The organism is Catenuloplanes sp. NPDC051500 (assembly GCF_044454585.1).
Lineage (GTDB): Bacteria > Actinomycetota > Actinomycetes > Mycobacteriales > Micromonosporaceae > Catenuloplanes.
Genome location: NZ_JBITDX010000009.1, coordinates 147,370 through 168,253, shown reverse-complemented (window position 1 = coordinate 168,253; position 20,884 = coordinate 147,370). Strand labels below are relative to the sequence as shown.

The 20,884-nt window shown below is 71.7% G+C and carries 20 protein-coding genes; 9 read left to right on the top strand and 11 right to left on the bottom strand.

The features are described 5' to 3' along the window. Window positions 1-27 precede the first annotated feature (27 nt). The 8 genes from ACIA8K_RS20110 to ACIA8K_RS20075 form a co-directional block, all read right to left on the bottom strand. The gene (locus tag ACIA8K_RS20110; RefSeq protein WP_396061164.1) at window positions 28-912 is read right to left on the bottom strand and encodes an STM4011 family radical SAM protein; all 885 of its coding nucleotides are present in this window, start codon (window positions 910-912) and stop codon (window positions 28-30) included. Beyond that, entirely contained in the window at window positions 909-2,198 is a 1,290-nt protein-coding gene (locus ACIA8K_RS20105) for an STM4012 family radical SAM protein (RefSeq protein WP_396061161.1), read from the bottom strand. Before ACIA8K_RS20105 ends, ACIA8K_RS20110 begins: the two co-directional genes overlap by 4 nt. Further along, window positions 2,195-2,980, bottom strand: a complete 786-nt coding sequence (locus tag ACIA8K_RS20100) for an STM4013/SEN3800 family hydrolase (protein ID WP_396061158.1) — start codon at window positions 2,978-2,980, stop codon at window positions 2,195-2,197. The genes ACIA8K_RS20105 and ACIA8K_RS20100 overlap by 4 nt, the downstream gene beginning before the upstream one ends. After that, entirely contained in the window at window positions 2,968-4,014 is a 1,047-nt protein-coding gene (locus ACIA8K_RS20095; protein ID WP_396061155.1) for an STM4014 family protein, read from the bottom strand. The genes ACIA8K_RS20100 and ACIA8K_RS20095 overlap by 13 nt, the downstream gene beginning before the upstream one ends. Next, window positions 4,011-4,949: an STM4015 family protein gene (locus tag ACIA8K_RS20090; protein ID WP_396061152.1), complete on the bottom strand. Its 939-nt coding sequence runs from the start codon at window positions 4,947-4,949 to the stop codon at window positions 4,011-4,013. The genes ACIA8K_RS20095 and ACIA8K_RS20090 overlap by 4 nt, the downstream gene beginning before the upstream one ends. A gap of 120 nt (window positions 4,950-5,069) precedes the next feature. Next, window positions 5,070-5,915: an ATP-binding protein gene (locus tag ACIA8K_RS20085; RefSeq protein ID WP_396061149.1), complete on the bottom strand. Its 846-nt coding sequence runs from the start codon at window positions 5,913-5,915 to the stop codon at window positions 5,070-5,072. Between the two features lie 167 nt (window positions 5,916-6,082). Beyond that, window positions 6,083-6,265, bottom strand: a complete 183-nt coding sequence (locus tag ACIA8K_RS20080; RefSeq protein ID WP_396061147.1) for a DUF397 domain-containing protein — start codon at window positions 6,263-6,265, stop codon at window positions 6,083-6,085. Beyond that, complete coding sequence (locus tag ACIA8K_RS20075) at window positions 6,262-7,155, bottom strand: helix-turn-helix domain-containing protein (protein ID WP_396061144.1); 894 nt, start codon at window positions 7,153-7,155, stop codon at window positions 6,262-6,264. The genes ACIA8K_RS20080 and ACIA8K_RS20075 overlap by 4 nt, the downstream gene beginning before the upstream one ends. A gap of 170 nt (window positions 7,156-7,325) precedes the next feature. Between ACIA8K_RS20075 and ACIA8K_RS20070 the strand changes: the two genes are divergently transcribed. Further along, window positions 7,326-7,691 (top strand): hypothetical protein, encoded by a 366-nt coding sequence (locus tag ACIA8K_RS20070; RefSeq protein WP_396061142.1) that lies wholly within the window; start codon window positions 7,326-7,328, stop codon window positions 7,689-7,691. Window positions 7,692-7,775: 84 nt separating this feature from the next. After that, entirely contained in the window at window positions 7,776-9,410 is a 1,635-nt protein-coding gene (pgi, locus tag ACIA8K_RS20065; protein WP_396061139.1) for a glucose-6-phosphate isomerase, read from the top strand. Between the two features lie 44 nt (window positions 9,411-9,454). Here pgi and ACIA8K_RS20060 read toward each other — a convergent pair whose 3' ends face one another. Further along, the gene (locus ACIA8K_RS20060; RefSeq protein WP_396061137.1) at window positions 9,455-9,757 is read right to left on the bottom strand and encodes a hypothetical protein; all 303 of its coding nucleotides are present in this window, start codon (window positions 9,755-9,757) and stop codon (window positions 9,455-9,457) included. A gap of 129 nt (window positions 9,758-9,886) precedes the next feature. Here ACIA8K_RS20060 and ACIA8K_RS20055 point away from each other — a divergent pair, with 129 nt between their 5' ends. From ACIA8K_RS20055 to ACIA8K_RS20045, 3 genes are all read left to right on the top strand, one after another. Beyond that, window positions 9,887-10,783, top strand: coding sequence for a DUF1996 domain-containing protein (locus tag ACIA8K_RS20055; RefSeq protein ID WP_396061135.1), 897 nt, complete (start codon window positions 9,887-9,889; stop codon window positions 10,781-10,783). A 92-nt stretch (window positions 10,784-10,875) separates the two neighbouring features. Further along, the gene (locus ACIA8K_RS20050) at window positions 10,876-11,451 is read left to right on the top strand and encodes a sigma-70 family RNA polymerase sigma factor (RefSeq protein WP_396061133.1); all 576 of its coding nucleotides are present in this window, start codon (window positions 10,876-10,878) and stop codon (window positions 11,449-11,451) included. Further along, window positions 11,448-12,146, top strand: a complete 699-nt coding sequence (locus ACIA8K_RS20045; RefSeq protein ID WP_396061131.1) for an anti-sigma factor family protein — start codon at window positions 11,448-11,450, stop codon at window positions 12,144-12,146. The genes ACIA8K_RS20050 and ACIA8K_RS20045 overlap by 4 nt, the downstream gene beginning before the upstream one ends. Window positions 12,147-12,177: 31 nt before the next feature. On the opposite strand, the gene ACIA8K_RS20040 is transcribed toward ACIA8K_RS20045, so the two are convergent. Then, a complete protein-coding gene (locus ACIA8K_RS20040) occupies window positions 12,178-12,837 on the bottom strand; it encodes a (2Fe-2S)-binding protein (RefSeq protein WP_396061128.1) in 660 nt (219 codons plus the stop codon). Window positions 12,838-13,028: 191 nt separating this feature from the next. Here ACIA8K_RS20040 and ACIA8K_RS20035 point away from each other — a divergent pair, with 191 nt between their 5' ends. The 3 genes from ACIA8K_RS20035 (at window position 13,029) to ACIA8K_RS20025 (ending at window position 17,498) form a co-directional block, all read left to right on the top strand. After that, a complete protein-coding gene (locus ACIA8K_RS20035) occupies window positions 13,029-14,882 on the top strand; it encodes a diguanylate cyclase domain-containing protein (protein ID WP_396061125.1) in 1,854 nt (617 codons plus the stop codon). A 125-nt stretch (window positions 14,883-15,007) separates the two neighbouring features. Next, complete coding sequence (locus tag ACIA8K_RS20030; protein WP_396061122.1) at window positions 15,008-16,909, top strand: hypothetical protein; 1,902 nt, start codon at window positions 15,008-15,010, stop codon at window positions 16,907-16,909. A 31-nt stretch (window positions 16,910-16,940) separates the two neighbouring features. Next, complete coding sequence (locus ACIA8K_RS20025; RefSeq protein WP_396061119.1) at window positions 16,941-17,498, top strand: isochorismatase family protein; 558 nt, start codon at window positions 16,941-16,943, stop codon at window positions 17,496-17,498. A 76-nt stretch (window positions 17,499-17,574) separates the two neighbouring features. Here the strand turns inward: ACIA8K_RS20025 and ACIA8K_RS20020 are convergent, their stop codons facing one another. Further along, complete coding sequence (locus ACIA8K_RS20020; RefSeq protein WP_396061116.1) at window positions 17,575-18,312, bottom strand: FKBP-type peptidyl-prolyl cis-trans isomerase; 738 nt, start codon at window positions 18,310-18,312, stop codon at window positions 17,575-17,577. Window positions 18,313-18,650: 338 nt separating this feature from the next. Here ACIA8K_RS20020 and ACIA8K_RS20015 point away from each other — a divergent pair, with 338 nt between their 5' ends. Beyond that, window positions 18,651-20,843, top strand: coding sequence for a hypothetical protein (locus tag ACIA8K_RS20015; RefSeq protein WP_396061112.1), 2,193 nt, complete (start codon window positions 18,651-18,653; stop codon window positions 20,841-20,843). The last annotated feature ends 41 nt before the right edge of the window (window positions 20,844-20,884 follow it).

The window sequence follows — 20,884 nt, the reverse complement described above, 5'->3', positions numbered from 1 at the left end:
CGATTGACTACGAGCATGTTAGTAGATCTAAATACGTCCCGGTGTTAACTCCCGGAGCCTGTGGACAAAGGTCTGCGGGATCCGTTCCAGCAGGCCGTCTCCGTAGACCTCGCGCAGGCCGAGCGGCTTGAGGTGCACATATCCGATGTGGCAGTCGCAGGCGGTGTTCGGGCAGGTGCGCGGCCGCAGCCCGGCCTCCCAGCTCCCGTCGTAGAGGTTGCCGATCACGTCCGGCACGAAGTGGCAGCGCCGCACCGTCCCGTCGCCGCGCACCGAGATCGCTGTCTCGCCCGCGTGACAGGGCAGCCCGAACGAGGCATGCGGCCGCACGCTGTCACCGAAGCGCGGGTCGAGCGCGGTCCACTCCGCCTCCTCGGCGGCGCTGTACACGTGCCCCTCGGCCGCGTTGACCCACAGGTACACGTGCGGCGGCAACGCGGCGCGTAACGCCCGCGCCTCCGCGAGGTGCGCCGGAAGTCCCACCACGCCGGCCGAGTACCGCACGCCGAGCGCGTCCAGCTCCGCGCAGCGCGACAGGAACGACGCCCGGCTCACCTGCCCCGGATGGTAGGTGGCCCACAGCGCGGCCGCCCGGTGGTCCGCGCCCGTGAGCCACCGCGTGCGTGCGGCGAGATTCGTCTGGATCGCCACCCGGTCCACATGCGGCAGGTGGGACAGCCGGACGATCGTCTCCCGGTACCAGCGGCGCGTCAGCCCTTCGCCCCACGGCGTGAACAGGATCGACAGCCGCCGGTCCATGGTCGCCTCGGCCCAGTCGGCGAAGCGGAGCAGCGCGTCCCGGTCCGCGCGCAACGTGGCGGGCGAGTCCACATGCTTCGCGAACGGGCAGTACGGGCAGTCGTAGTTGCAGCTCGCCAGCGGCCCCCGGTACAGCACGTAGAGCGCGCTCACCGCGGCACGTGCCCGTCCATCGCGGCGCGGACCGGCGCGGACACCAGCGCCGGGCCGATCGCGTCCGACCAGGCCAGTCCGTCCGCGGTCAGCCGGTCCAGCCTGGGCTCCAGCCAGCCGCGTGCGGCAAGCGCCGCCAGCTCCGGGAAGTCGTCCGTGTGCGACGTGCCGAACCGGGCGCGGTAGTCCGCCGCGGGCACACCCTCCGCGCGGAGCAGTGATTTCAGCAGCCAGCGGCGGCGCTGCTCGGCGTCGTCCAGCCGGTAGCCGAACTCGGCGAACCGGAAGTCGTCGTCCGGGCGGGCCAGGTAGTCGTCAAGCACCGCACGCACCTCACCGACCGTCACCGCGTAGTCGAACGAGTAATGCAGCGACGAGGTGTACGACCTGGCGCCGCACCCGAGCCCGACCATGCCATCGTCCTGGCAGCAGTAGTCCGGCCCGTCGCCGGACGGCAGGTCCGCCCGGCGGAACTGCCGCATCGACAGCTGCGTGTAGCCCGCGCCGGTCAGCACGTCCACCGCCTGCCGGTAGAGCGCCAGCCGGGCCGCGTCCCAGTCCGCCCTGGTCCGGGCCCGGCGGCCGAGCCCGGTGAGCGGCCGCACGTAGAGCGGGTAGAGGTACAGCTCCTCAGGCCGCCAGGTCAGCGCCGCGTCCAGGCTCTGCCGCCAGGTGTGCGCGGTCTGCCCGTCGATGCCGTAGATCAGGTCGATGTTCAGCTCCGGGATGCCGGCCGCCCGGATCGCGGCCAGCGCGGTCTCCACCTCCTGACGACGCTGGGGCCGGCCCGCCGCACGGGCCTCCGTGTCCAGGAAGCTCTGCACGCCGATGCTGACCCGCGTCGTCCCGTGCGCGGCGAGCACGGCCAGCCGGTCCGGCGTCGCGGTCGCCGGCGAGGTCTCCACGGACAGCGGCACACCACCGGAGAAGCCGATGATCTCGAACAGCGCGGTCAGCTCCGGCGCGGTCAGGTAGGTGGGTGTCCCGCCGCCGATCGCCAGCCGGGCGAAACGACTGCCGGGGCCCAGCGCGTCGTGCACCGCCCTCGCCTGCGCCCGCAGCCGGTCCAGGTACAGCGTGACCTGGTCGGCGTCCGGATTCGACCTGGTGAACAGGTTGCAGAAGCCGCAGCGCATCTCGCAGAACGGCACGTGCACGTACCCGAACAGCGCGTCCGTCCGTTCCCCCGCCCAGACGTCGGTGAGCGCCGGGCGCGGGGAGAGCCGCCGGTACGCGGTCTTGTGCGGGTACGCGTACAGATATCCCTGGTACGGCGAGTCGCTCACAGGGAGAACTCCCCGTACGGCACTGTCCACACTGCCTCGTGCGCGACCCGGTGCCCGACGTGCCCGTCCTCGCCGTAGAGCGTGCCGTGGTCGGAGCAGATGATCACCCGGCAGGGACGGCCGCGCCCGCCGGCCAGCGCGAAGACCCGCCCGAGCGCCCGGTCCGTGTACTCGAGCGCGGCCGCGTGACTGTCCACCGAGTCGCCTGCCGCGCCGGGCAGATAATGCCGGTTCGGCTGGTGCATGGCCGCCACGTTGAGGAACGTGAAGAGCGGCCGGTCGCCGGGCAGCCGCGCGACGATCTCGGCGAGCCGGTCCGCCTGGGCATCGACGCCGTGCAATGCGGTCACGCCGAACGACGGCTCCCAGTGCGCTTCCGCGAACAGGCCGGGCAGAACCCGGCCGAGCGGCGCACCAGGGTTGAAGAAGCCGACGCCGCCCAGGCAGACCGTGTGGTACCCGGCCCCGGCCAGCGCGCCCGGCAGGTCGGCGGCATCGAACACCCAGGTGTCCGGCCCGGTCGTCTCGCTGCCGGCGAACCGTGCGGCGAACGGCCGCTCATGCCGCCCCGGCGCGACAGGCGTCGGCAGGAACCCGGCGAAGAACGCGTGGTGCGCCGCGTAGGTGAAACTGGCAGGCGTGTGCCGCCGCTCCCAGCCGCCGGGCAGCAGCCGGGCCAGCGTCGGCGTGCGCCCGTCCGCGAGCAGCCGGGCGGCCACGTCGTACCGCAGCGTGTCAAGCGTGACCAGGAGCAGGTCGTGGCTGCCGATCAGACCGCGCACAGCGCCGCCCGGATCTGCGCGGTGTAGGTGTCCTCGCCCCGGTCCAGCACGCCGGGCAGCAGGTCGCCGAACGCGTTGACCTCGGCCACCGCATACCGCTCCCACCGGCTGCCGAACATCAGATCCACACCGGCCATCAGGGTACGGGGAAAGGCCGCCCCGACCCGCGCGCACGTCTCCATCGCCGCGTCCCAGGCCCGCGTGCCGGCCAGCCCGCGCACCCGCGCCACGTCACCGCGCGCGTTGCCGAGGTGCAGATTCGTCAGCGGGGACCGGCTGGCCCGGACCACCACGTGCCGGGGCTCGCCCGCGATCACCACCACGCGCAGGTCGATGGTCCGCCCGTCCACGCCGGCCTTCGGGAACCAGCGCTCCACGTGCAGGCCGTCACCGGCCAGCGCGTCGACGATCGCGGCGACGTCGGCCTCCCGGTCGTACCGCCGGATGGTCAGGTTGTTGAACAGCCGCCCGCCCGGGGCCCGCTCGACGCTTGTCACGGCCTCGACCCGGCCGGGCGCGGCGGTGAGCGCCAGCACGCCTGATGCGGACGAGCCGTGCGCCGGTTTCACGAAGACCCGTCCCCAGCCCGCGGACCGCATCGCCGCCCGGAGTGAGTCGTAGCCGGTCACCGCGGGCAGCGCGGGCGGCACCGGCACGCCCCGCGCGGACAGCAGCGCATGGCAGCGCCGTTTGTCGCTCATGGTGAGGATGTCGTCAGGCGCGTTGAGCAGCGTGGCGCCCGCGGCCTCGACCCGGTGCAGCGCCGCGGCCAGCCCCGCGTACGCCGCGGCACCACCGATGATCTCCCCGTGCTCCGCCTCGGCCGGGGCGCCGCGCAACAGCCGGTCGACCTCCGCGTCCTCGCCGGCCGAGTCGATCCGCACGACCTCGCCAGGCCCGGGTAGCGGCCCGCCGCGCAGCACGTCACGCCAGGCGTAGACGCGTGGTGGTGGCAGGCCGGCGTCGAGCGCGGCCCGCACGAACATGGTCACCCGCCGGTTCGCCGGGTTGCCTATCACGGACAGCGTGGTCACTCCCGCACCTCCGCGAACCGGCGCGGCCACTCCGGGTCCTCCTCCTGCGGATCACCGACGTCGACGCGCACCGACGGAAGCGCGGCCACCAGGCGCTGCACGACAGGCGGGGTCATGAAGTGGTGGTGCAGGTCGAGCGTCTCGAGGTGGGTCAGCGGCTGCCCGGCGAGCAGCGCCTCCGCCCCCACGTCGCCGAGCGAGCCCATCGACAGGCTCAGCGCACGCAGCCGGGGCACCACCGGCGACGTGGCGACCGCGGCCGCGATCTCGTCCTGGACCTCGCTGTCGCACAGCCCGAGCGCGGTCAGGCGCGGCCACCGTGCGACCGCGCCCTCGTCGAGGAAGGGCAGGACCGGGTCGACCGTGTCGGTGCCGCCGTAATCCTCGACGCCGAGCCACAGGTGCAGCCGCTCAAGCGCCGGAAGCTCAAGCTCGGTGATCGACCGCAGCACCGGGACCGGAAGCCCACCGGTCTGGAACTCCAGGTCGCGCAGCGACTCGTGCCGCAGCGGCGTGCTGATCTCCAGGCCGTCCGCACCGCGCACGGCGAGTCGCTTGAGCCGCGGAAACGCCCTCAGCAGCGGCGCGAGATCACCCTGTTTGATCCAGGAGATCTCGCACTCCTCGAAGCGCATGTCGCCGAGGAACAGTGACCGCAGCGCCGTCATGCGCGGTGCCAGCCGCACGAGCAGGTCGATCGGCGGGCCCGTCTCGTAGGCGCCGCCCCACTGGCCGATCACCAGCGCGGCCGGGCCACCGTCACCGGCGCGGTCGAGCATCCCCTCGAACGCGGCCTCGAACTCGTCGGGGGCAAGGTCGTACTCCTCGGTCATCACGCGCCACGCCACCGCTGACGGATCGTCCCCCGGCCGGTGCTCCGCCCAGTCCAGGACCGGGAGCCCGGCGAACGTCTCCAGGTTCACGTTGATGGTCACGCTGCCGCCGCTCGTCTCGTCCGATGTGATTCGAACGGACCGTAACAGTGGCGGCCGACACTTTCGGCTGCGTTAGGACGGATCGGTCACGAAGTCGCTCAGGCGGGGCGAAGTTGACGCTCAGGCGGGGCGCAGTTGACCGCTGGGGCGTCGCGCGACCACGCGCCGGCGCACCACCGGACGCCACGCGGCCACCCGGCCCAGCGCCGCGACCGAGCCCCGGGTCCGCCGCCAGCGCTGCCGCGGCACCGCCACGCTCGCCCACACGACCTTGCCGTCCTCGCCGAGCAGCACACCGCAGCGCTCCGCCGACCGCGCCACCAGATCCAGCCCGCGCCCACGCTCGGACAGTCCCGGCTCCCGATCGCCGCCGCTGAACCGGGGCAGCTCATGCGACCGGTCGGCGACCGCGATCCGCAGGTGCCGCCGGTAATGGCTGACCGTCACGTCAAGCGTGGTCCCGGCGTGCTGAACCGCGTTCGACACCAGCTCGGAGACGATCAGCTCGCCGGCGTCCACCACCGACTCGCCCAGACCGCGCCGGGCGCAGAACGACCGGACCAGCGCGCGGGCCACCGAGGCCCCGGAGATCTCCGGCTCCATCCGCACGTGCTCGCGGGCTGCGTGCGGCCGGTACGCGGGCAGTGCCGCAAGCGCTTCGGACAGGGTGGAGAACATCCGGACCCGCCCGCGGAGCATCCCGCGCACCGCCGCGTTCGGGCCGGTGACGACCATGGTTATCCCCGGCCGGCGCGCGTTGCAGAACATCACCACCGCGGAGAGCAGCGACGCCAGCCGCTTCGACCGCACGGCCTGCGCACAGTCCACGATCACGAACGGCGGGTGGTGTGCCGTGCAGCGCGTCAGCGTACGCCGCAGCCGCTCGGCCGAGAGCAGGTCGGCTCGCTCACCGAGCGCCACGACCAGCGCACCACTCTCCACATGCGCCCGAACGCTGCCTACCACGGTCACTCGCCTCCCTCACTACCAGGCCTGATGACCTACTGCCCGCACAACGGCTCGCTTATTCACGATCGCTGTCAGGAAACTCTGAGGTTCGTGACGACGTGGCCCCGCACGGAGGAAGGCGCGGCCTCCCGGCCACGCCTTCTCTCCATGCCGGTAACAGAGATTCAGCCGAATGTGCGCACGAACGCCGTCCACGCCCCCGGAGAAACGTTCAGTACGTCACCAAATCGCTGCTTACTGTCACGAATATCCACCGACGTCTCGCTCGCGCGGACCTGCACACAAGCCACCTGCTGACTTCGCGAGCTCGTGACCCAGACACCATGCCGCAATGGGTTGCGCTTCATGAATTTCTACGATCCATTTCTTTGATGGCCATCATGATCAGGCGTTCCGAATTCCCCTTGGACAGCGCATTCGACACGAGCCAATCCGCCATCTCGACATACGGAGCCGCCAATGGGCCATCATATAGTGCAGACCTCGACAGGTGTTCTTCATATGCCGCGCTCGTGCCACCAGGTGCCCACAGAATCGCAAACGACGAGACCGCGACGGCCCCGACGGGTCCACGAAAGGGAAAGACCCTCAGCTCCATCCACTCGGAGCAGGCCAAAAGCGCCTTGAGCTGGGCACTGTGAACATCTGGATTGCCGACCACTCGCCGCACCACCGACTCATCGATGACGACCGACAGCGCCGGCCTCGGCGGCTGCCGAAGAAGCTCCTGGCGCGTCAGGCGGACCTGCACGAGCCGCTCGGCCTGCTCCGCCCCCACCGCCCACTCCGAGACGACGCCATAGCTTCCCAGGAGTGCCCGCATGTAGGACTCGGTCTGCAGCAGGCCCGGAACCACCCGCTCCTGATACTCGAAGATTCGCGCGGCCGCCTGCTCGAGGCCGATGAAGACGGCGTAGTTCTCCCCCACGACATCCCGATAGGAACTCCACCACGTTCGCTGCCGACCCTCAATCGCGAGGCTTTCCAGGAAGGTACGGCGGGAATGGTTTGCGACACCATAGACGTCGAGCAGGTCGTTGAGCTCGCGCGTCCGAATGCGGATCTTCCCGCCCTCGATGCGACTGATCCACGAACCGGATCTTTCGATCCCGCGGCCGGCCTCCTCCGCGGTGAGCCCACGCCCCAGACGCAGACCCCGGAGCTCGGCACCCAGGACACGGCGACGGCCCTGCGGATTGCCACCTGGCAGATCGCTATCTTTCTTTTCGCCGTCCACCTGAACCACACCTCGCCATTAAGATGCCGAAAAAAGACAGACGTGAGTGACAGGCTTAAGAACTTGCACGTGCGAGTTGCGCCTGCGACTTTGAATATAGAAGCACCTTACTGGATCATTCGGGCGCGCAGTAGGGGGAAGCACGGCGCGCCAGGCCGGGGAGGAACGACATGGGGCCGAACGATGCCGTCACGCGACGGCCGCCCGCCCACCAGCAGCGCACCATCGATGTAGACGGGCAGCCGGACTTGCCGCAGCCGTCGCCGACACCACCGCAACCGAGCCTGATCGACTTCCTGGACAACCGGTGGCGATTCGCCGAGGCGAGTGACGTCGCGGCGAGACGAGCGATTCTGCTCCTGACCTGCATTCTTCTCGCGGCGGCCCTCGCACTTATCCTTCTCGTCGCCCTGCTCGTCCTGGTCGGGCTCCTGGCCGGACTGGTGGCGGCCCACCTCCCCGAAGCCCTCCTGGCGCTCGCTCCGTTCGTCACCGGTGGCGGGATCGCGGTGACGATCTACCGCAGACGTACGTAAGGCACGGCACGTTGTCATCCCTGAGCGGCCGGAGTACGTAAGGATGAAACAACAGTCAACCGCTACACGGGTAGGTCGAGCTCTATGAGTGAAACGGTCACGGCCACAACGCAGTGGCAGGCGCTGCAGGCGCACGCGGAGAAGGTTCGCCAGTCGCACCTGCGCGAGCTCTTCGCGGGCGATCCCGGCCGCGGGGAGCGTCTGACCGGTCAGGCAGCTGATCTGTACGTCGATTACAGCAAGAATCTGATCACCGACGAGACTCTGGGGCTGCTCCGGGACCTCGCGCAGAAGCAGGGGCTCGAGGAGAAGATCGCGGCGATGTTCCGCGGCGATCACATCAACACCAGCGAGGACCGCGCGGTTCTGCACACGGCCCTGCGCCTGCCGCGCGACGCGCAGCTGACGGTGGACGGGCAGGACGTGGTGGCGGACGTGCACGCCACGCTCGACAAGATGGCCGCGTTCGCGGAGAAGGTCCGGTCGGGCGAGTGGCGGGGCGCCACCGGCGAGCGGATCACCACGCTTGTCAACATCGGCATCGGCGGCTCGGACCTCGGGCCGGTGATGGCGTACGAGGCGCTCGGCGACTATCGCGACAACAATCTTACGGCCCGGTTCGTCTCGAACATCGACCCGACAGACCTCGCGGTGAAGACCGCGGATCTGGACCCGGCGACCACGCTGTTCGTCATCGTGTCGAAGACGTTCGGCACGCAGGAGACGCTCACCAACGCGCGCGAGGCCCGCACCTGGCTGCTCGGCAAGCTGGGCGTGGACGACAGCGCGGTCGCGAAGCACTTCGTGGCGGTCAGCACGAACGAGAAGCGGGTCACCGACTTCGGCATCGACCCGGCGAACATGTTCGGCTTCTGGGACTGGGTGGGCGGCCGGTACTCGCTGCCGTCCGCGGTCGGCCTCTCCGTGATGATCACGGTCGGGCCGGAGAACTACCGGGAGATGCTCGCCGGCTACCACGCGATCGACGAGCACTACCGGACCACGCCGCTGGAGCGGAACATTCCGGCGATCATGGGGCTGCTCAACGTCTGGTACAACAACTTCCTCGGCGTCCAGACGCATGCGGTGCTGCCGTACTCGCAGTACCTGCACCGCTTCGCCGCCTACCTCCAGCAGCTGACGATGGAGAGCCTCGGCAAGTCCGTGACGCGCAGTGGCGAAAAAGTAGACTTCCAGACCGGCGAGATCTTCTGGGGCGAGCCGGGCACGAACGGCCAGCACGCGTTCTACCAGCTGATCCACCAGGGCACGAAGATCATCCCGGCGGACTTCATCGGTTTCAGCGTGCCGAACCACGACACCGCCGAGATGCACGACCTGCTGATGTCGAACTTCCTGGCGCAGACCGCGGCGCTCGCGTTCGGCCGCACGCGGGAGCAGGTCGAGGCGGAGGGTGTCGACGCCTCGGTGGTGCCGCACAAGGTGATGCCGGGCAACCACCCGACCACCACGATCCTCGGCGAGAAGCTCACGCCGTCGACGCTCGGCCAGCTTGTCGCGCTCTATGAGCACATCGTGTTCACCGAGGGCGCGATCTGGGACATCAACCCGTTCGACCAGTGGGGTGTCGAGCTCGGCAAGGTCATGGCGAACCAGTTCGCCCCGCTGCTGACGCAGGAGACCGCACCGGCCGGCGACCAGGACTCGTCGACGAACGCGCTCATCGCCCGCTACCGCAGCCAGCGCGGGCGCGCCTAACCACGATCAAGAACCGGCGGGGGTACGCCGTACCCTCGCCGGTTCTATGAGCGTTTGCGGCGTGCGCGCCGGATGACCACGAGCGCGACCGCGACCGCGACGGTTCCCCCGGCGGCGTAGTACAGCGGGTGGTCGACCTGCACCAGCTCGGTCTGACGAGCGGCGACGTCCGGCTGGAGGCCCAGGAACGGCAGCGCTCCCAGCAGCACCACGGCACCCACCGCAAGCAGCGCGAACCCGGCTGCCTTCACCACCCGGCGGCGTCCGTGGCGGACCGGGCCCGAGATGGGCACGACGAGTCCTGGGGCGGTACGCGGGTCACGGATCGCGTGGTGCGGAACGGTCATTGTCAACCTCCGGGTGATTCGGCACTCGACGCTATAACGACCGCCACCCGAAACCGGTTCAGACCTTTTTCGTGCGGGGAGACCGGCGCTCACGTGCTGTATCGGGCCGTGGCCAATAGAGTGACGACTATGGCCGGGCCGTCCCGCACGCTCTCGCTCGCCGCCGTACTCGTGGTGGAGGTGGCGCTGCTGGCCGGGGCGCTGACCGCGGGCGGTTTCGCGCGCCCGGACATCGCGCGGACCGACCTCGCGGACGCCCCGCCCGTTGTCGCGTCCCCGACAGGCCCGGGCCGCTACTCCTTCGACTGCGGCGTCAACGCGGAGGGTCACCGCAACACCGCGAATGTGGTGGTCACGCCGGGTGTGCCCGGCCCGGAGCACCACGTCCACGACTATGTCGGCAACCTGGCCACGGACGTCGACTCGACCGACGCGTCCCTGGCCGCGGCCGGCACCAGCTGCGGCAACGGCGACCTGTCGACGTTCTACTGGCCGGTGCTGCGGGCCGGTGGTGAGCACTCGGCGATCCTCACGCCGCGCACGGTCCGCCTGGAGTACCTGGCGGCCGTGACCGGCGAGGTGGTCGCCCCGCCGGCCGGTCTGCGCGCGATGACCGGGGACGCCCGCGCCGCGACCGGTGGCGCGTTCGGCACGCCCACCTGGACCTGCGCGGGTGCGGAGGACCGCCGCACCGACAGTTACCCCCGTTGCCCGGCCGGCCGCGACGTGGAGCGCGTCTTCGAGTTCCCGAGCTGCTGGGACGGCCTGCACCCGGACAGTGAGGGGCACCGCCGGCACCTGGTCTTCGCGGAGCCGGACGGGAGCTGCAGGCGTGGCACGTTCCCGGTACCGCGGTTGCGGATCATCGCCGGCTACGCGGCAACAGGCGATTTCACTGTCGACGCGTTCCCCGACCAGAAGCGGAGTGCGCGCTCGGACCACGGCATCATGATCAATCTTGCGCCCACGGCATTGATGGCTGACATCGTCGCGTGCCTGAACCGGGGCGGCGTCTGTACGGCTTGAGAAACTACCCCTGAACCGTTCCGCGGGGACCGTCGTAGCTCGGGTGGCGCGGGTCGACGGGTTCACGCCACCATCACACAGAGGGGCGAGCGATGGCGATGCTACGGCCGCGCAAACGCCAGGCGTCAAGTGACGAGGCGCTGATCAGGTCGTTGTACGAGGAACACGGCGGCGCCCTGATCGCCTACGCGGCACGGCTGACGGGTGACCGCAGCGCGGCCGAGGACGTGCTCCAGGAGACGCTGCTGCGCGCGTGGCGGCACGTCCACGAGCTGTCCGAGTCGTCCGGCTCGATCCGGGGCTGGCTGTTCACTGTCGCCCGCAACATCATCACCGACCGCGCCCGGGCCAGGTCGGTCCGCCCGGTGGAGGTGGCCGAGTCGCCGGTGACAGTGCCGGTGACCCGCGACCACTCCGACACGGTGGTCGACTCGATCGTCGCGCTGGACGCGCTGGAGCGCCTCTCCGAGGAGCACCGCAGCGTGCTCGTGGAGATCTACTTCCGGGGCCGGACCGTCACCGAGACGGCGGAGCATCTGGGCATCCCCGCCGGTACCGTGAAGTCCCGATCACACAACGCCATGAAGTCGCTCCGGGAGCACGTCACAGGCGGACGAACGAAGGCGCCGGGCAGGACCGTCGCACAGGTGGCGGAGGTGACCCGATGAACGCCGAGGTTGAGCACAGCCAGCTGATCGGAGCGTACGTGTTGGAAACGCTCGAACCCGCTGAGCGCAGCGACGTAGAGGCCCACCTGGCCACCTGCGAGACGTGCCGGGCCGAGCTCGCGGATCTTGAGGCGATGAAGGAGGCGCTCGGCGAGATCCCGCCGGAGGCGCTTCTCCACGGCCCGCCGGACGCGGACCTGGTGCTGCAGCGCACGCTTCAGCAGATCCGGCGGGAGAAGTCCAGCGGCGCGCTCCGGCAGCGCGGCCTGATCGTGACGGCCGCCGCGGTGGCACTTGTCGCGGCGATCGGCGGCGGCGTCCTCGTCGGCCGCGGCACCGGCGACCCGGGCGGGACACCGCCGCAGGCGATTCCGGCCACCGCCGCGCCCGGCACCCGGGTGGCGACCACGCTCGACCCGGCCACGAACGTGCGGCTGACCGCGTCGGTCACGCCGGCCGCGGGCTGGGTGCGCGTCAACGCGGCCGTCGCCGGCATCCCGCACGGCGAGGACTGCCGGCTGATCGTGGTCACCAAGGACGGCGACCGGCAGATCGCGGGCGGCTGGCTCGTCTCCGAACAGGGCGAGGTCAACGGCACGATGCTGGACGGCAGCGCCTCGGTCGCCCCGGACGACGTCGCCTCGATCGAGATCGTCAACACGGCCGGCCGCGTCTTCGTCAGCGTGCCGATCTGAGGCGTGTGCCCGCCGGTGCTCCCAGGGAGGATCACCGGCGGACACGGGCGATGTCCGCGGGCAGCGGGCAGTCGCCGCAGGTCCCGGCGCCGAGGCGATAGAACAGACAACAACTGCGCCTGGTGTACGCGTCGCCCGCGCCGAACGCACCGGCCGTGGCGAGCGGCCCGGTGGCAAGCACCGCGTCCCGCACCCGGCGGCACTCGTCCGGCGGCGCGACCCGGGCCAGCTGCCGGGCGGTGCCGGCTATCCCGGACGCGACGTTCCCCCAGAGCAGCCCGGCCGCGGCGGGAGCTGCCACCCGTACCCTCGAAATGATCGTGGAAAGGTGTGCGACAAGGGCGGGACCGGCGGCTTCCGCGTCCGCGGGAGTCGCGGACGGCACGTCGAGCGACAGCCGGAAGCCGGCGCCTGGCGCGTAGGAACTACTCACGGAGGACAGGTCGAGCAGGATCCGCTCGCGGACCAGCAGCGCGAGCACCGGGCCGACAAGCCGGGCGGAGTAGCCGAGCACTGTCAGCGACGCCGCCACCCGGGGCTCGTCAGTGCGCGCCCAGCGGCCGACAGCTACCACCGCGTCCTCGATCGGCGCCGCGACCGGAAGCGGCCCGAGACCGATGCCGAAGAACTGATTGCCGGCGGACACACGCGCGAGCGCGGCCGCGATCTCACCCGCCGAGAGCGTTTCCAAGCGGGCAGCATATGCCCGTGGGTACGCCGTACGCGCGATCCCCGGGAGGATCCTCCCAGCCTAGGCGATTTCCCGGTGACCGCGCCGGGCCGTACCCCCGGGGAAGTTGAATCAGAAAAACGACAGCCCTCAGGTCAGGGTTACCGCGCGCGATGATTCGGTTACAGAACTTTCACGCGCGGGGGGTTTGGATGGGCACAGGACAGCGCCCGGTGCGCCGTGCCGCGTTCGCCGATCCCCTCTTCGTCGGGCTCGTCGTCTTCTCCGTGCTCGGCCTTCTCTGGTACCTGGTCCCGCTCGCGAACCTGGAAGGCATGATCAGGCTGTTCTGGCCGGCCCAGGTCGTGCTCGACCTCACCATCTGCCTCACCTCGTGGCAGATCTGGAAGATGTCCGGCGCGGTGCCCGCGACCCGCCGGTTCTGGCGGTCGATGGCCGGTGCCACGCTGCTCTTCTCGGTCGGCGACAGTTACCAGGCGGTCATCGCGGTCGGCGCCACCCCGGAGAAGGCGATCACCGGCGGCCCGGTCCAGCTGGCCTTCCTGGCCGTCGGCGTCGCGATGCCGCTCTGGGCCATGATCACTCACCCGATCCAGGCGGTACGCCGTGGCGAGCGCCTGCGATTCTGGCTGGACGCCGTCATCATCCTGGCCGCGGTCTGCGCGTTCATCTGGGTGTACTCGGTGAGCGGCGCGGGCGGCACCGGCCTGCCACGGCTCGTGCTCACCGTCGCCGGTGCGGCCGGCATGCTGATCTGCGCGCTCGGCGTGCTCAAGCTCGCGCTGGGCGGGAACCCGCCGTTCACCCGCGCCGCCGCCGCGGTCGGCATCATCGGCGTCACCATGACCGGCGCCGGCATCGCGGTCGGCGGCACGCTCACCGACGCCGGGCACTACAACCTCGCGATGGCGGCCAGCTTCGTTCCGTGCGTCGTGATGGCGTTCGCACCGAAGATCCAGGAGCTGGGCATGCGGCACGGCGCCGCGACGAGCACCGCCCGCCGCCACGGCAGGGTGAGCGTGCTGCCGTACGTCGCGGTCGCCGCCACCTACGCGCTGCTGGTCTCCGTGCTGTGGAGCGCCGAGCTGTCCCCGCGCGCCTGGGGCATCGTGGCCGGCGCCATCGTGATCACCACGCTTGTGGTCGCCCGGCAACTGGCCGCGCTCGCCGAGAACGGCGCGTTGCTTCACACGATCGCGCAGCAGGAGGCCCGGTTCCGGGCGCTGGTCCAGCACGCCTCCGACATCACCATCGTCGCGGACTCCGACGCGGTCATCACGTACGCCAGCCCCGCCGTACAGCGCGTGCTCGGCATCGCCCCCGAGGACGTCACAGGCCTGACGCTGCAGGCACTCATCCACCCAGACGACCTCGAACCGCTCTCCCTGCCCGCCGACGAGGCCGCGGTGCAGACCTCCCAGCTGCGGGTACGCCACGCGGACGGCAGCTGGCGGTGGCTTGAGGTGACAAGCACCAACCGGCTTCACGACGAGAACGTGCGCGGCTACATCTGCAACGCCCGGGACGTGACCGAGGCCCGCGCGTTCCAGGACCAGCTGCGCTTCGACGCCACCCACGACGCGCTGACCGGACTCGCCAACCGCCTGCTCTTCCACCGCAAGCTGCGCGGGCCCGCCTCACCCGGCGACCCGGAAGCGCTTGTCGGCGTACTCGCCATCGACCTGGACGGCTTCAAGGCGATCAACGACACGCTTGGCCACCACGTCGGTGACGAGGTGCTGGCGATGGTCGCGGAGCGGCTGCGGCGGTGCGTGCGACCGTACGACACGGTGGCGCGGCTCGGCGGGGACGAGTTCGCGGTCATCCTGTCGCCGACCACGGAGCAGTTCGCGGACGCCACCGCCGACCGGATCCGCGCGGCCGTCACCCAGCCGGCCGTGATCGACGGGCATCACCTGCAGGTCGGGGCGAGCGTCGGCGTGGCGATCGGAACGCGCACGTCGGCGGACGGGCTGCTGCGCACCGCGGACGCGGCGATGTACCGGGCGAAGCGGGGCGGACGGGACGCACTGGCCGCGAGTTAGTCTCGTCGCTGTGCCCGCTGCGACCACCCTCACTCCCTCGTTGAACACCACAGCGGGCTGGCGGGCTGGCGGGCTGGCGGGCTGGCGGGCTGGCGGGCTGCGGCTGTTCGGTTTCCGGCCGTTAGATGATCTCTTCGTCGTCGGCGTGGGCCACCATCCGGCCGCTGCGCACGCTGCTTGTCGTGGTGCGGACCGGGGTCACGCTCACCCGGCTGCTTGACGTCCTCACGCTTACAGCGGGCGACAAGCGCATCCAGACCTACTTCACGTACGACCCGGACAATCCACCCAACTTCGCCGCCGGTACGCCGGGGTTCCTGGACCGGCTGGAGGCGCCGCTCATCCCCTGGCCGGACGCGGTGTCGCGCCGCTTCGACCTCGCGCTTGCGGCAAGCGAGAACGACCGGCTGCACGAGCTGGACGCACCGATCCTGCTGGTTCCGCACGGTCTCGGCTTCCACAAGTACTATCCGGGCTCGACAACGATCTCCGGGATGGACCCGTCTCGGCTGGTGCACGACGGTCGGGTGGTCCCGGCCGCGATCGCGCTCACCCACCCCGCCGAGCTGGCTGTCCTGGCCGCGGCCTGCCCGCCCGCGGTCCCGCGTGCGGTAGTGGTCGGGGACCCCTGCCTGGACCGCATGATCGCCGGCCGCCACCGTGTTCCGCTCTACCGGGCCGCGCTCGGCGCGCACGCGCGTACCCTCGTGGTGTTGGCGTCGACCTGGGGTCCTGACGGGCTGTGGGGGCGCTTTCCCGATCTGCTGGAGGTGCTTGCCGCCACGCTGCCGGCCGACGAGTTCGCCGTGGCGGCGATCCTGCACCCCGGCATCTGGTCCGCCCACGGGCCGTGGCAGGTCCGCGCCTGGCTGGAGCGTGCGGCCGCGGCCGGGCTGCGCATCGTCTCGCCGGAGGACGGCTGGCAGGCCACACTTAGCGCGGCCGATCTCGTCGTGTCGGATGCCGGGTCGCTGTCGCTCTACGCGGCGTTGCTTGGGCGGCCGTTGCTGCTTGCTGGCGGCGGGCCGACAGTGGTGCCGGGATCGGCGATGGAGCGGCTGCTCGCCTCCGCGCCACGTCTCTCGCCGGCGTCGGATCTGCTGGAACAGGTGCAGGAGGCGCTGCGCGCCACCGCGCCACGACTCTCGCCGGCGTCGGATCTGCCGGAACAGGTGCAGGAGGCGCTGCGCGCCACCGCGCCACCTCTCTCGCCGGCGTCGGATCTGCCGGAACAGGTGCAGGAGGCGCTGCGCGCCACCGCGCCACCTCTCTCGCCGGCGTCGGATCTGCCGAAACAGGTGCGAGACGCGCTGCGCGCCACCGCGCCACCTCCCTCGCCGGCGTCGGATCTGCTGGAACAGGTGCGGGAGGCGCTGCGCGCCGTCGGCGATGACGCGGCTGGGGCGCGGTTCCCTCCGGCGTCGGACCGGCTCCGCGACCCCGTGCCGGCCGGCGTGGTTGACGCGCCAGGTGCCTGCGCCGAGCGACTGCGCCCGCTGATCTACCGGCTGCTCGACCTGCCCGAGCCGCCGTCACCGGGCGTGTTGCCGCCGCCCTCCATGCCTGTGTCCCCCGGGACGCCGATCCCGGCCCTGGTCGTCGATGCGCTGATCACGGACGGGGTGGCCTCGGTGCGTCGCTTTCCCGCCTTCATCGACGCCCCGCCGGGCCGAGGTGACCGCGACTACCGGCACGTCGTCGCTGAGGTTGCCACCGCCGCCTACGGGCGGCTCGGCGGGGCTGCCGTCCTTCGCGCGGACGTGACCGCCTCGCTTGACCGCTGGCGGCGCGACGCCGGGGTGCTGCTGGCCGAGTGGCCGGTCGCCGCGCTCGTCACAGGCGTTGACGCGGAGGAGCGCTGCCACGTCGTGACCCGCTCCGGCGACGCGTGGACCCTTGCCGCCGACGTCGACGACCCCGGCGTGCTGGCCTCGCTCGTCTACCTGCACCTCAAGGACCCCGGCGTCCGCCTCGACGCGCTCCGGCTGGGAGACCGCCTCGTTCCGGTCAGCGCGGAGCGCCGGTAGTGACGGCGGCCGGATGCGTACCCTCGCGGTCATGACCTTCGTCGCCGCGCGGACCGCGCTGATCGCCGTGGACCTGATGCCGCGCATCGTGGAGCAGAACATGGGTCCGCATCGCGGCGCCGACGTCGTCGCCCGGACGGCCGCGCTGGCCGACGCGCTGCGCCGGGCCGGTGGCGTCGTGGTCCCGGTCCGCGTCGAACGGCCGCACGTCGACACCCAGCCGCCCGGCAGCGATCTCGTCCCCGAGATGGCCCCGCAGCCGGGCGACATCCTCATCGTGAAGCGGACGATCGGCGCGTTCTACGGCACCGGCCTCGCGGACCGCCTGCGCGAACGCGACATCACCACGGTCATCATGGCCGGGCTCGTCACCACCATGGGCGTCGAATCCACCGCCCGCGCCGCCGCCGACCACGGCTTCGACCTGCTCTTCGCCGCGGACGCGATGAGCGGGCCGGCCGCCGCCGAACACGAGCACGCGCTCAGCACCACGCTCCCCCGCTTCGGCACGGTCCACGACACCGCACAGCTGCTCGACCTGCTCGCCGCCGCGGCCGGGAACGGCGGCCGGGCGGCGACGCCTGCATAACGGCCGAACGGGAGTCCGCGACTGGGCACCCGCTGCCGCTGGATCCGTCCGCCGGGACACGTGGCCGGCCGTGGGGTCAGGAGGCCGCCAGCACGTCGACGACGAAACGGAGCGCGCCGGCCGGCTGGCCACCGCTGGGATTCTCGCCGTAAGCCAGATCGGCCGGGATGTCGAGTTGGACGCGGCTGCCGACCTTCGCGCCGATCAGGCCCTGGTCCCAGCCGGGGATGACCTTGCCGGCGCCGATCGGGAAGCTGAACGGCTGCGCGTTGCTCCACGACGAGTCGAACTCGGTGCCGTCCGCGTAGGTGACCCCGACATAGTTCACGTCGATGGTCTGGCCCGCCTGGACGGCCGCACCCATACCCTCGACGAGGGTTATCGTCTTGAGTTCGGTCACGCTGCCGGTGCCGGCGCTCACGGCCGGCTTCGTGCTCAGAGCCGGGTCGGCGCCCGCGGGCAGCTGTGGGAATGCCGCGCTCGTCCCGGTCACGGTGGGGGCGGGGGTGGCGTCCGCGCTCGCGCTCGTGGCACCGGGATCCGAAGACGTCGAGTTGCCGATCCACACGATCAGCCCGACGAGGAGAGCCAGCACGACCACGGCGGCGCCGGCCACGGTAAGCACCCTGCGCCTGCGCTCCAACGCCCGGGCGCGCGCCTTCGCGGCCTTGGCCTCGGCCCGCTTCTCGGCCTTCGTCTTTCCCGGCAGGCCGCCGGCGTTCCTGCCGGGCTGGCCGCCGGCGCTCTTGCGGGGCGGACCGGCGGGGGCGTTTCGGGCGGACGCGCCGCCGCGGCTCACTACGGAATCGGGCACCGCCCGACGATACGACACCGCATCGAACGCGGCCGACACCCGGTGCCGGGCACCCTCAGGCGCCGTGATCGGCCGTCGGACCGCCGAGGCCGGAATGCCGTCAGGCACATCCAGACGATCCGCCACCAGGCACATCCAGACGATCCGCCGCCTGGCGCGCACGGGCCGAAGACTTCGCGCCGAGGGCTGTCGACGTGTCGTCCTGTCCACGACGGACAGTCAGCTCCCCCGGCGGGCTGCGGCACTGTGGAGTGTCCGGCGCGCGAGGAGCCGGTGCGTCCCGCACAGCGTGCTAGCGTCGCTTCACCCTTGGTGGCTGTCCAGTCGGGAGTGTTCCGGTGATCGAGATCGGCGCGATTCTCGCGAGCGAGGCCGCACGCACCATCGCCGCGGCCGCGCTCGGCGCCTCAGTCTCCGGTGCCGGCCGCCTGATCGCGCTGCTCAGGTCCCGCGTGCCGCTCCTGTCCCGCCGTGCGGACGGCAGTTCAAGAGCCGCCGGGGGTACGGCGAGCGCCGCCGATCCTCAGGCCGTGCCGGATGTGCCGGATGTGCCGGGGCTGACCGCGGAGATCGCGCGGGCGATCGCGCGTGACCCGGCGCTGGCCGCGGAGGTCGCCGCCGCGCTTCCGACGGCAGGTGATGGGGTCGCGGGTGCTCCCGTGCCGCCCGCGATCGCGTTCCATGACCGGGCCGGGGTTCGCGCGCGCCTTGGCGTACCCGGGACATGGATCGTGGGGGGTGCTCCGGGCGCGGGCAAGACCGCGTTGCTGTGGCGGGTCGCCGCGGACGCCGCCCCGGACGCGTTCGCCTATCTGGATCTCGACCGCGATGCGCTGCGGCTCGGGGACCAGCTCGACCTGGACGCGGCGCGGCACGAGATCCTGCGGCAGCTCGGCCTGCCGGGCGGCGCCGACTACCGGCGGGTGCTGGCACGCGGCCGCTACACGCTGCTGCTCGACAACGCGCGCGGCGAGGCGGAGGTCGCACCGCTGATCGAGGTGTCCCCGGCCGCGCGCGTGGTGGTGAGCACCAGGCGGCTCGGCGACGACTTCCGGCGGTCCAGGCCGCAGGCGATTGTCCCGCTCGGCGGCCTCGATCCGGACGGCGCCTGGGAGATGCTTGCCGCCCGCGTCGACCCGGCGATGCTCGCGGCCGAGCCGGAGCCCGCACGGCGGCTGCTTGACGCGTGCGACCGCATGCCCTACGGGATCCAGCAGATCGCGGCCCGGCTGAGCCGCCGCCCCGGCGAGCCCGGCGCGCTCGCCGCGGAGCTTGACGCGCTGCACACGGACGACTTCCTCGATCTGATGGTGTCGCGGGCGCTCGGTGAGCTGAGCCAGACCGCGCGCGACGGGCTGGCGCTGCTCACCCGCCATCCGGGCGACGGCTTCACCCGCGCCGCCGCGAGCGCGATGCTCGGACCGCTCACGGACCCCACGCTCACCGAACTTGACGATCTGTCGCTGCTGGACCGTGCGCCGGACGGGCGGTTGCGGCTGCTCAGCCTGGTCCGACGCCGCCCGAACCTGCTGCCCGCCCCCACGGAACCGGACGCGGACGCGGCGCTGCTCCGCCTGCTCGCCCACCACGTCACGCTCGGCGTCGCGGCGGACGTGGCGCTCACCCGCCCGGACCGGCTGCGCCCGTACCCCGTGCCCGCGGACGTGCGCTGGCCGCTGGCGATCACGCCGCTGGACTGGCTGGCCGGGTCCGCGGGCGCCCTCTTCGCATTGACCGCGCAGGCCCTGCACCGCGGCCGGCACGACGATGTGCTGAGGTTGTGCGGCACGCTCGAGGTGTTGCTGCTGCACCGCGGCTGTCACGAGCGGTGCGACGAGGCGTTCGCGCACGGTGTCACGTCGGCGGTGGCGCTCGGCGACCCGCTCGCCCAGGCCCGGTTCACCGCGCTCCGCGGGCGGGTCGCGTTGCTTCGTGGCCGGTGGGCGCTCGCGGCGGACCTGCTCGACTCGGCGCACAACCTGCTCGCCGCCGCCCGCGAGGCCGGGTCGGACACGACGCGCTTCGACTCGTCGCTCGCCGAGTTCCGCGCCCGCCTCGCCGAGGAACAGGGTGACCTGGCGGGTGCGGCGGCGTTGCTGCGGGCCGCGTTGTCCGCCGACCGGGCCGCCGACTGGTCGTACTCGCGCGGCATCCATGCCCGCATGCTCGCCAATGTGCTGGTCAAGGCCGGCCTCCCGGCCGAGGCGCTGGCCGCCGCCGACGAGGCCGCGGCGCACACCTCGGACCGCCGCAACGCGGGCCGCGTCCACACCGTCCGGGCGAAGACGCTGCTCGCGCTCGACCGCCTGGACGAGGCCGTGGCCGCGCTGACCGCCGCACGCGCCGCCGCGTCCGGCACCACCCAGTACCAGCCCGAACTCGACGAGATCGACGGCGACCTGGCCTTCGCCGCCGGCAACCTCACCACCGCCCGCCTCTGCTGGAGCCGCGTCATCGACCGCGCCCTGAAAACCGGCGACGACCGTGGGTACGCCCGCGCGATGCGCCGGCTGGCCCGCCTCCCACACTGATCCGGGCCCGGGTCAAGACAGTCGATCGTGACGCCGGATCA

Coding starts and splice junctions, on each gene's coding strand:
- ACIA8K_RS20080 (WP_396061147.1), bottom strand. CDS start 6,265: ATGAAGCGCAACCCATTGCGGCATGGTGTCTGGGTCACGAGCTCGCGA.
- ACIA8K_RS20070 (WP_396061142.1), top strand. CDS start 7,326: ATGGGGCCGAACGATGCCGTCACGCGACGGCCGCCCGCCCACCAGCAG.
- pgi (WP_396061139.1), top strand. CDS start 7,776: ATGAGTGAAACGGTCACGGCCACAACGCAGTGGCAGGCGCTGCAGGCG.
- ACIA8K_RS20060 (WP_396061137.1), bottom strand. CDS start 9,757: ATGACCGTTCCGCACCACGCGATCCGTGACCCGCGTACCGCCCCAGGA.
- ACIA8K_RS20055 (WP_396061135.1), top strand. CDS start 9,887: ATGGCCGGGCCGTCCCGCACGCTCTCGCTCGCCGCCGTACTCGTGGTG.
- ACIA8K_RS20050 (WP_396061133.1), top strand. CDS start 10,876: ATGGCGATGCTACGGCCGCGCAAACGCCAGGCGTCAAGTGACGAGGCG.
- ACIA8K_RS20045 (WP_396061131.1), top strand. CDS start 11,448: ATGAACGCCGAGGTTGAGCACAGCCAGCTGATCGGAGCGTACGTGTTG.
- ACIA8K_RS20035 (WP_396061125.1), top strand. CDS start 13,029: ATGGGCACAGGACAGCGCCCGGTGCGCCGTGCCGCGTTCGCCGATCCC.
- ACIA8K_RS20030 (WP_396061122.1), top strand. CDS start 15,008: ATGATCTCTTCGTCGTCGGCGTGGGCCACCATCCGGCCGCTGCGCACG.
- ACIA8K_RS20025 (WP_396061119.1), top strand. CDS start 16,941: ATGACCTTCGTCGCCGCGCGGACCGCGCTGATCGCCGTGGACCTGATG.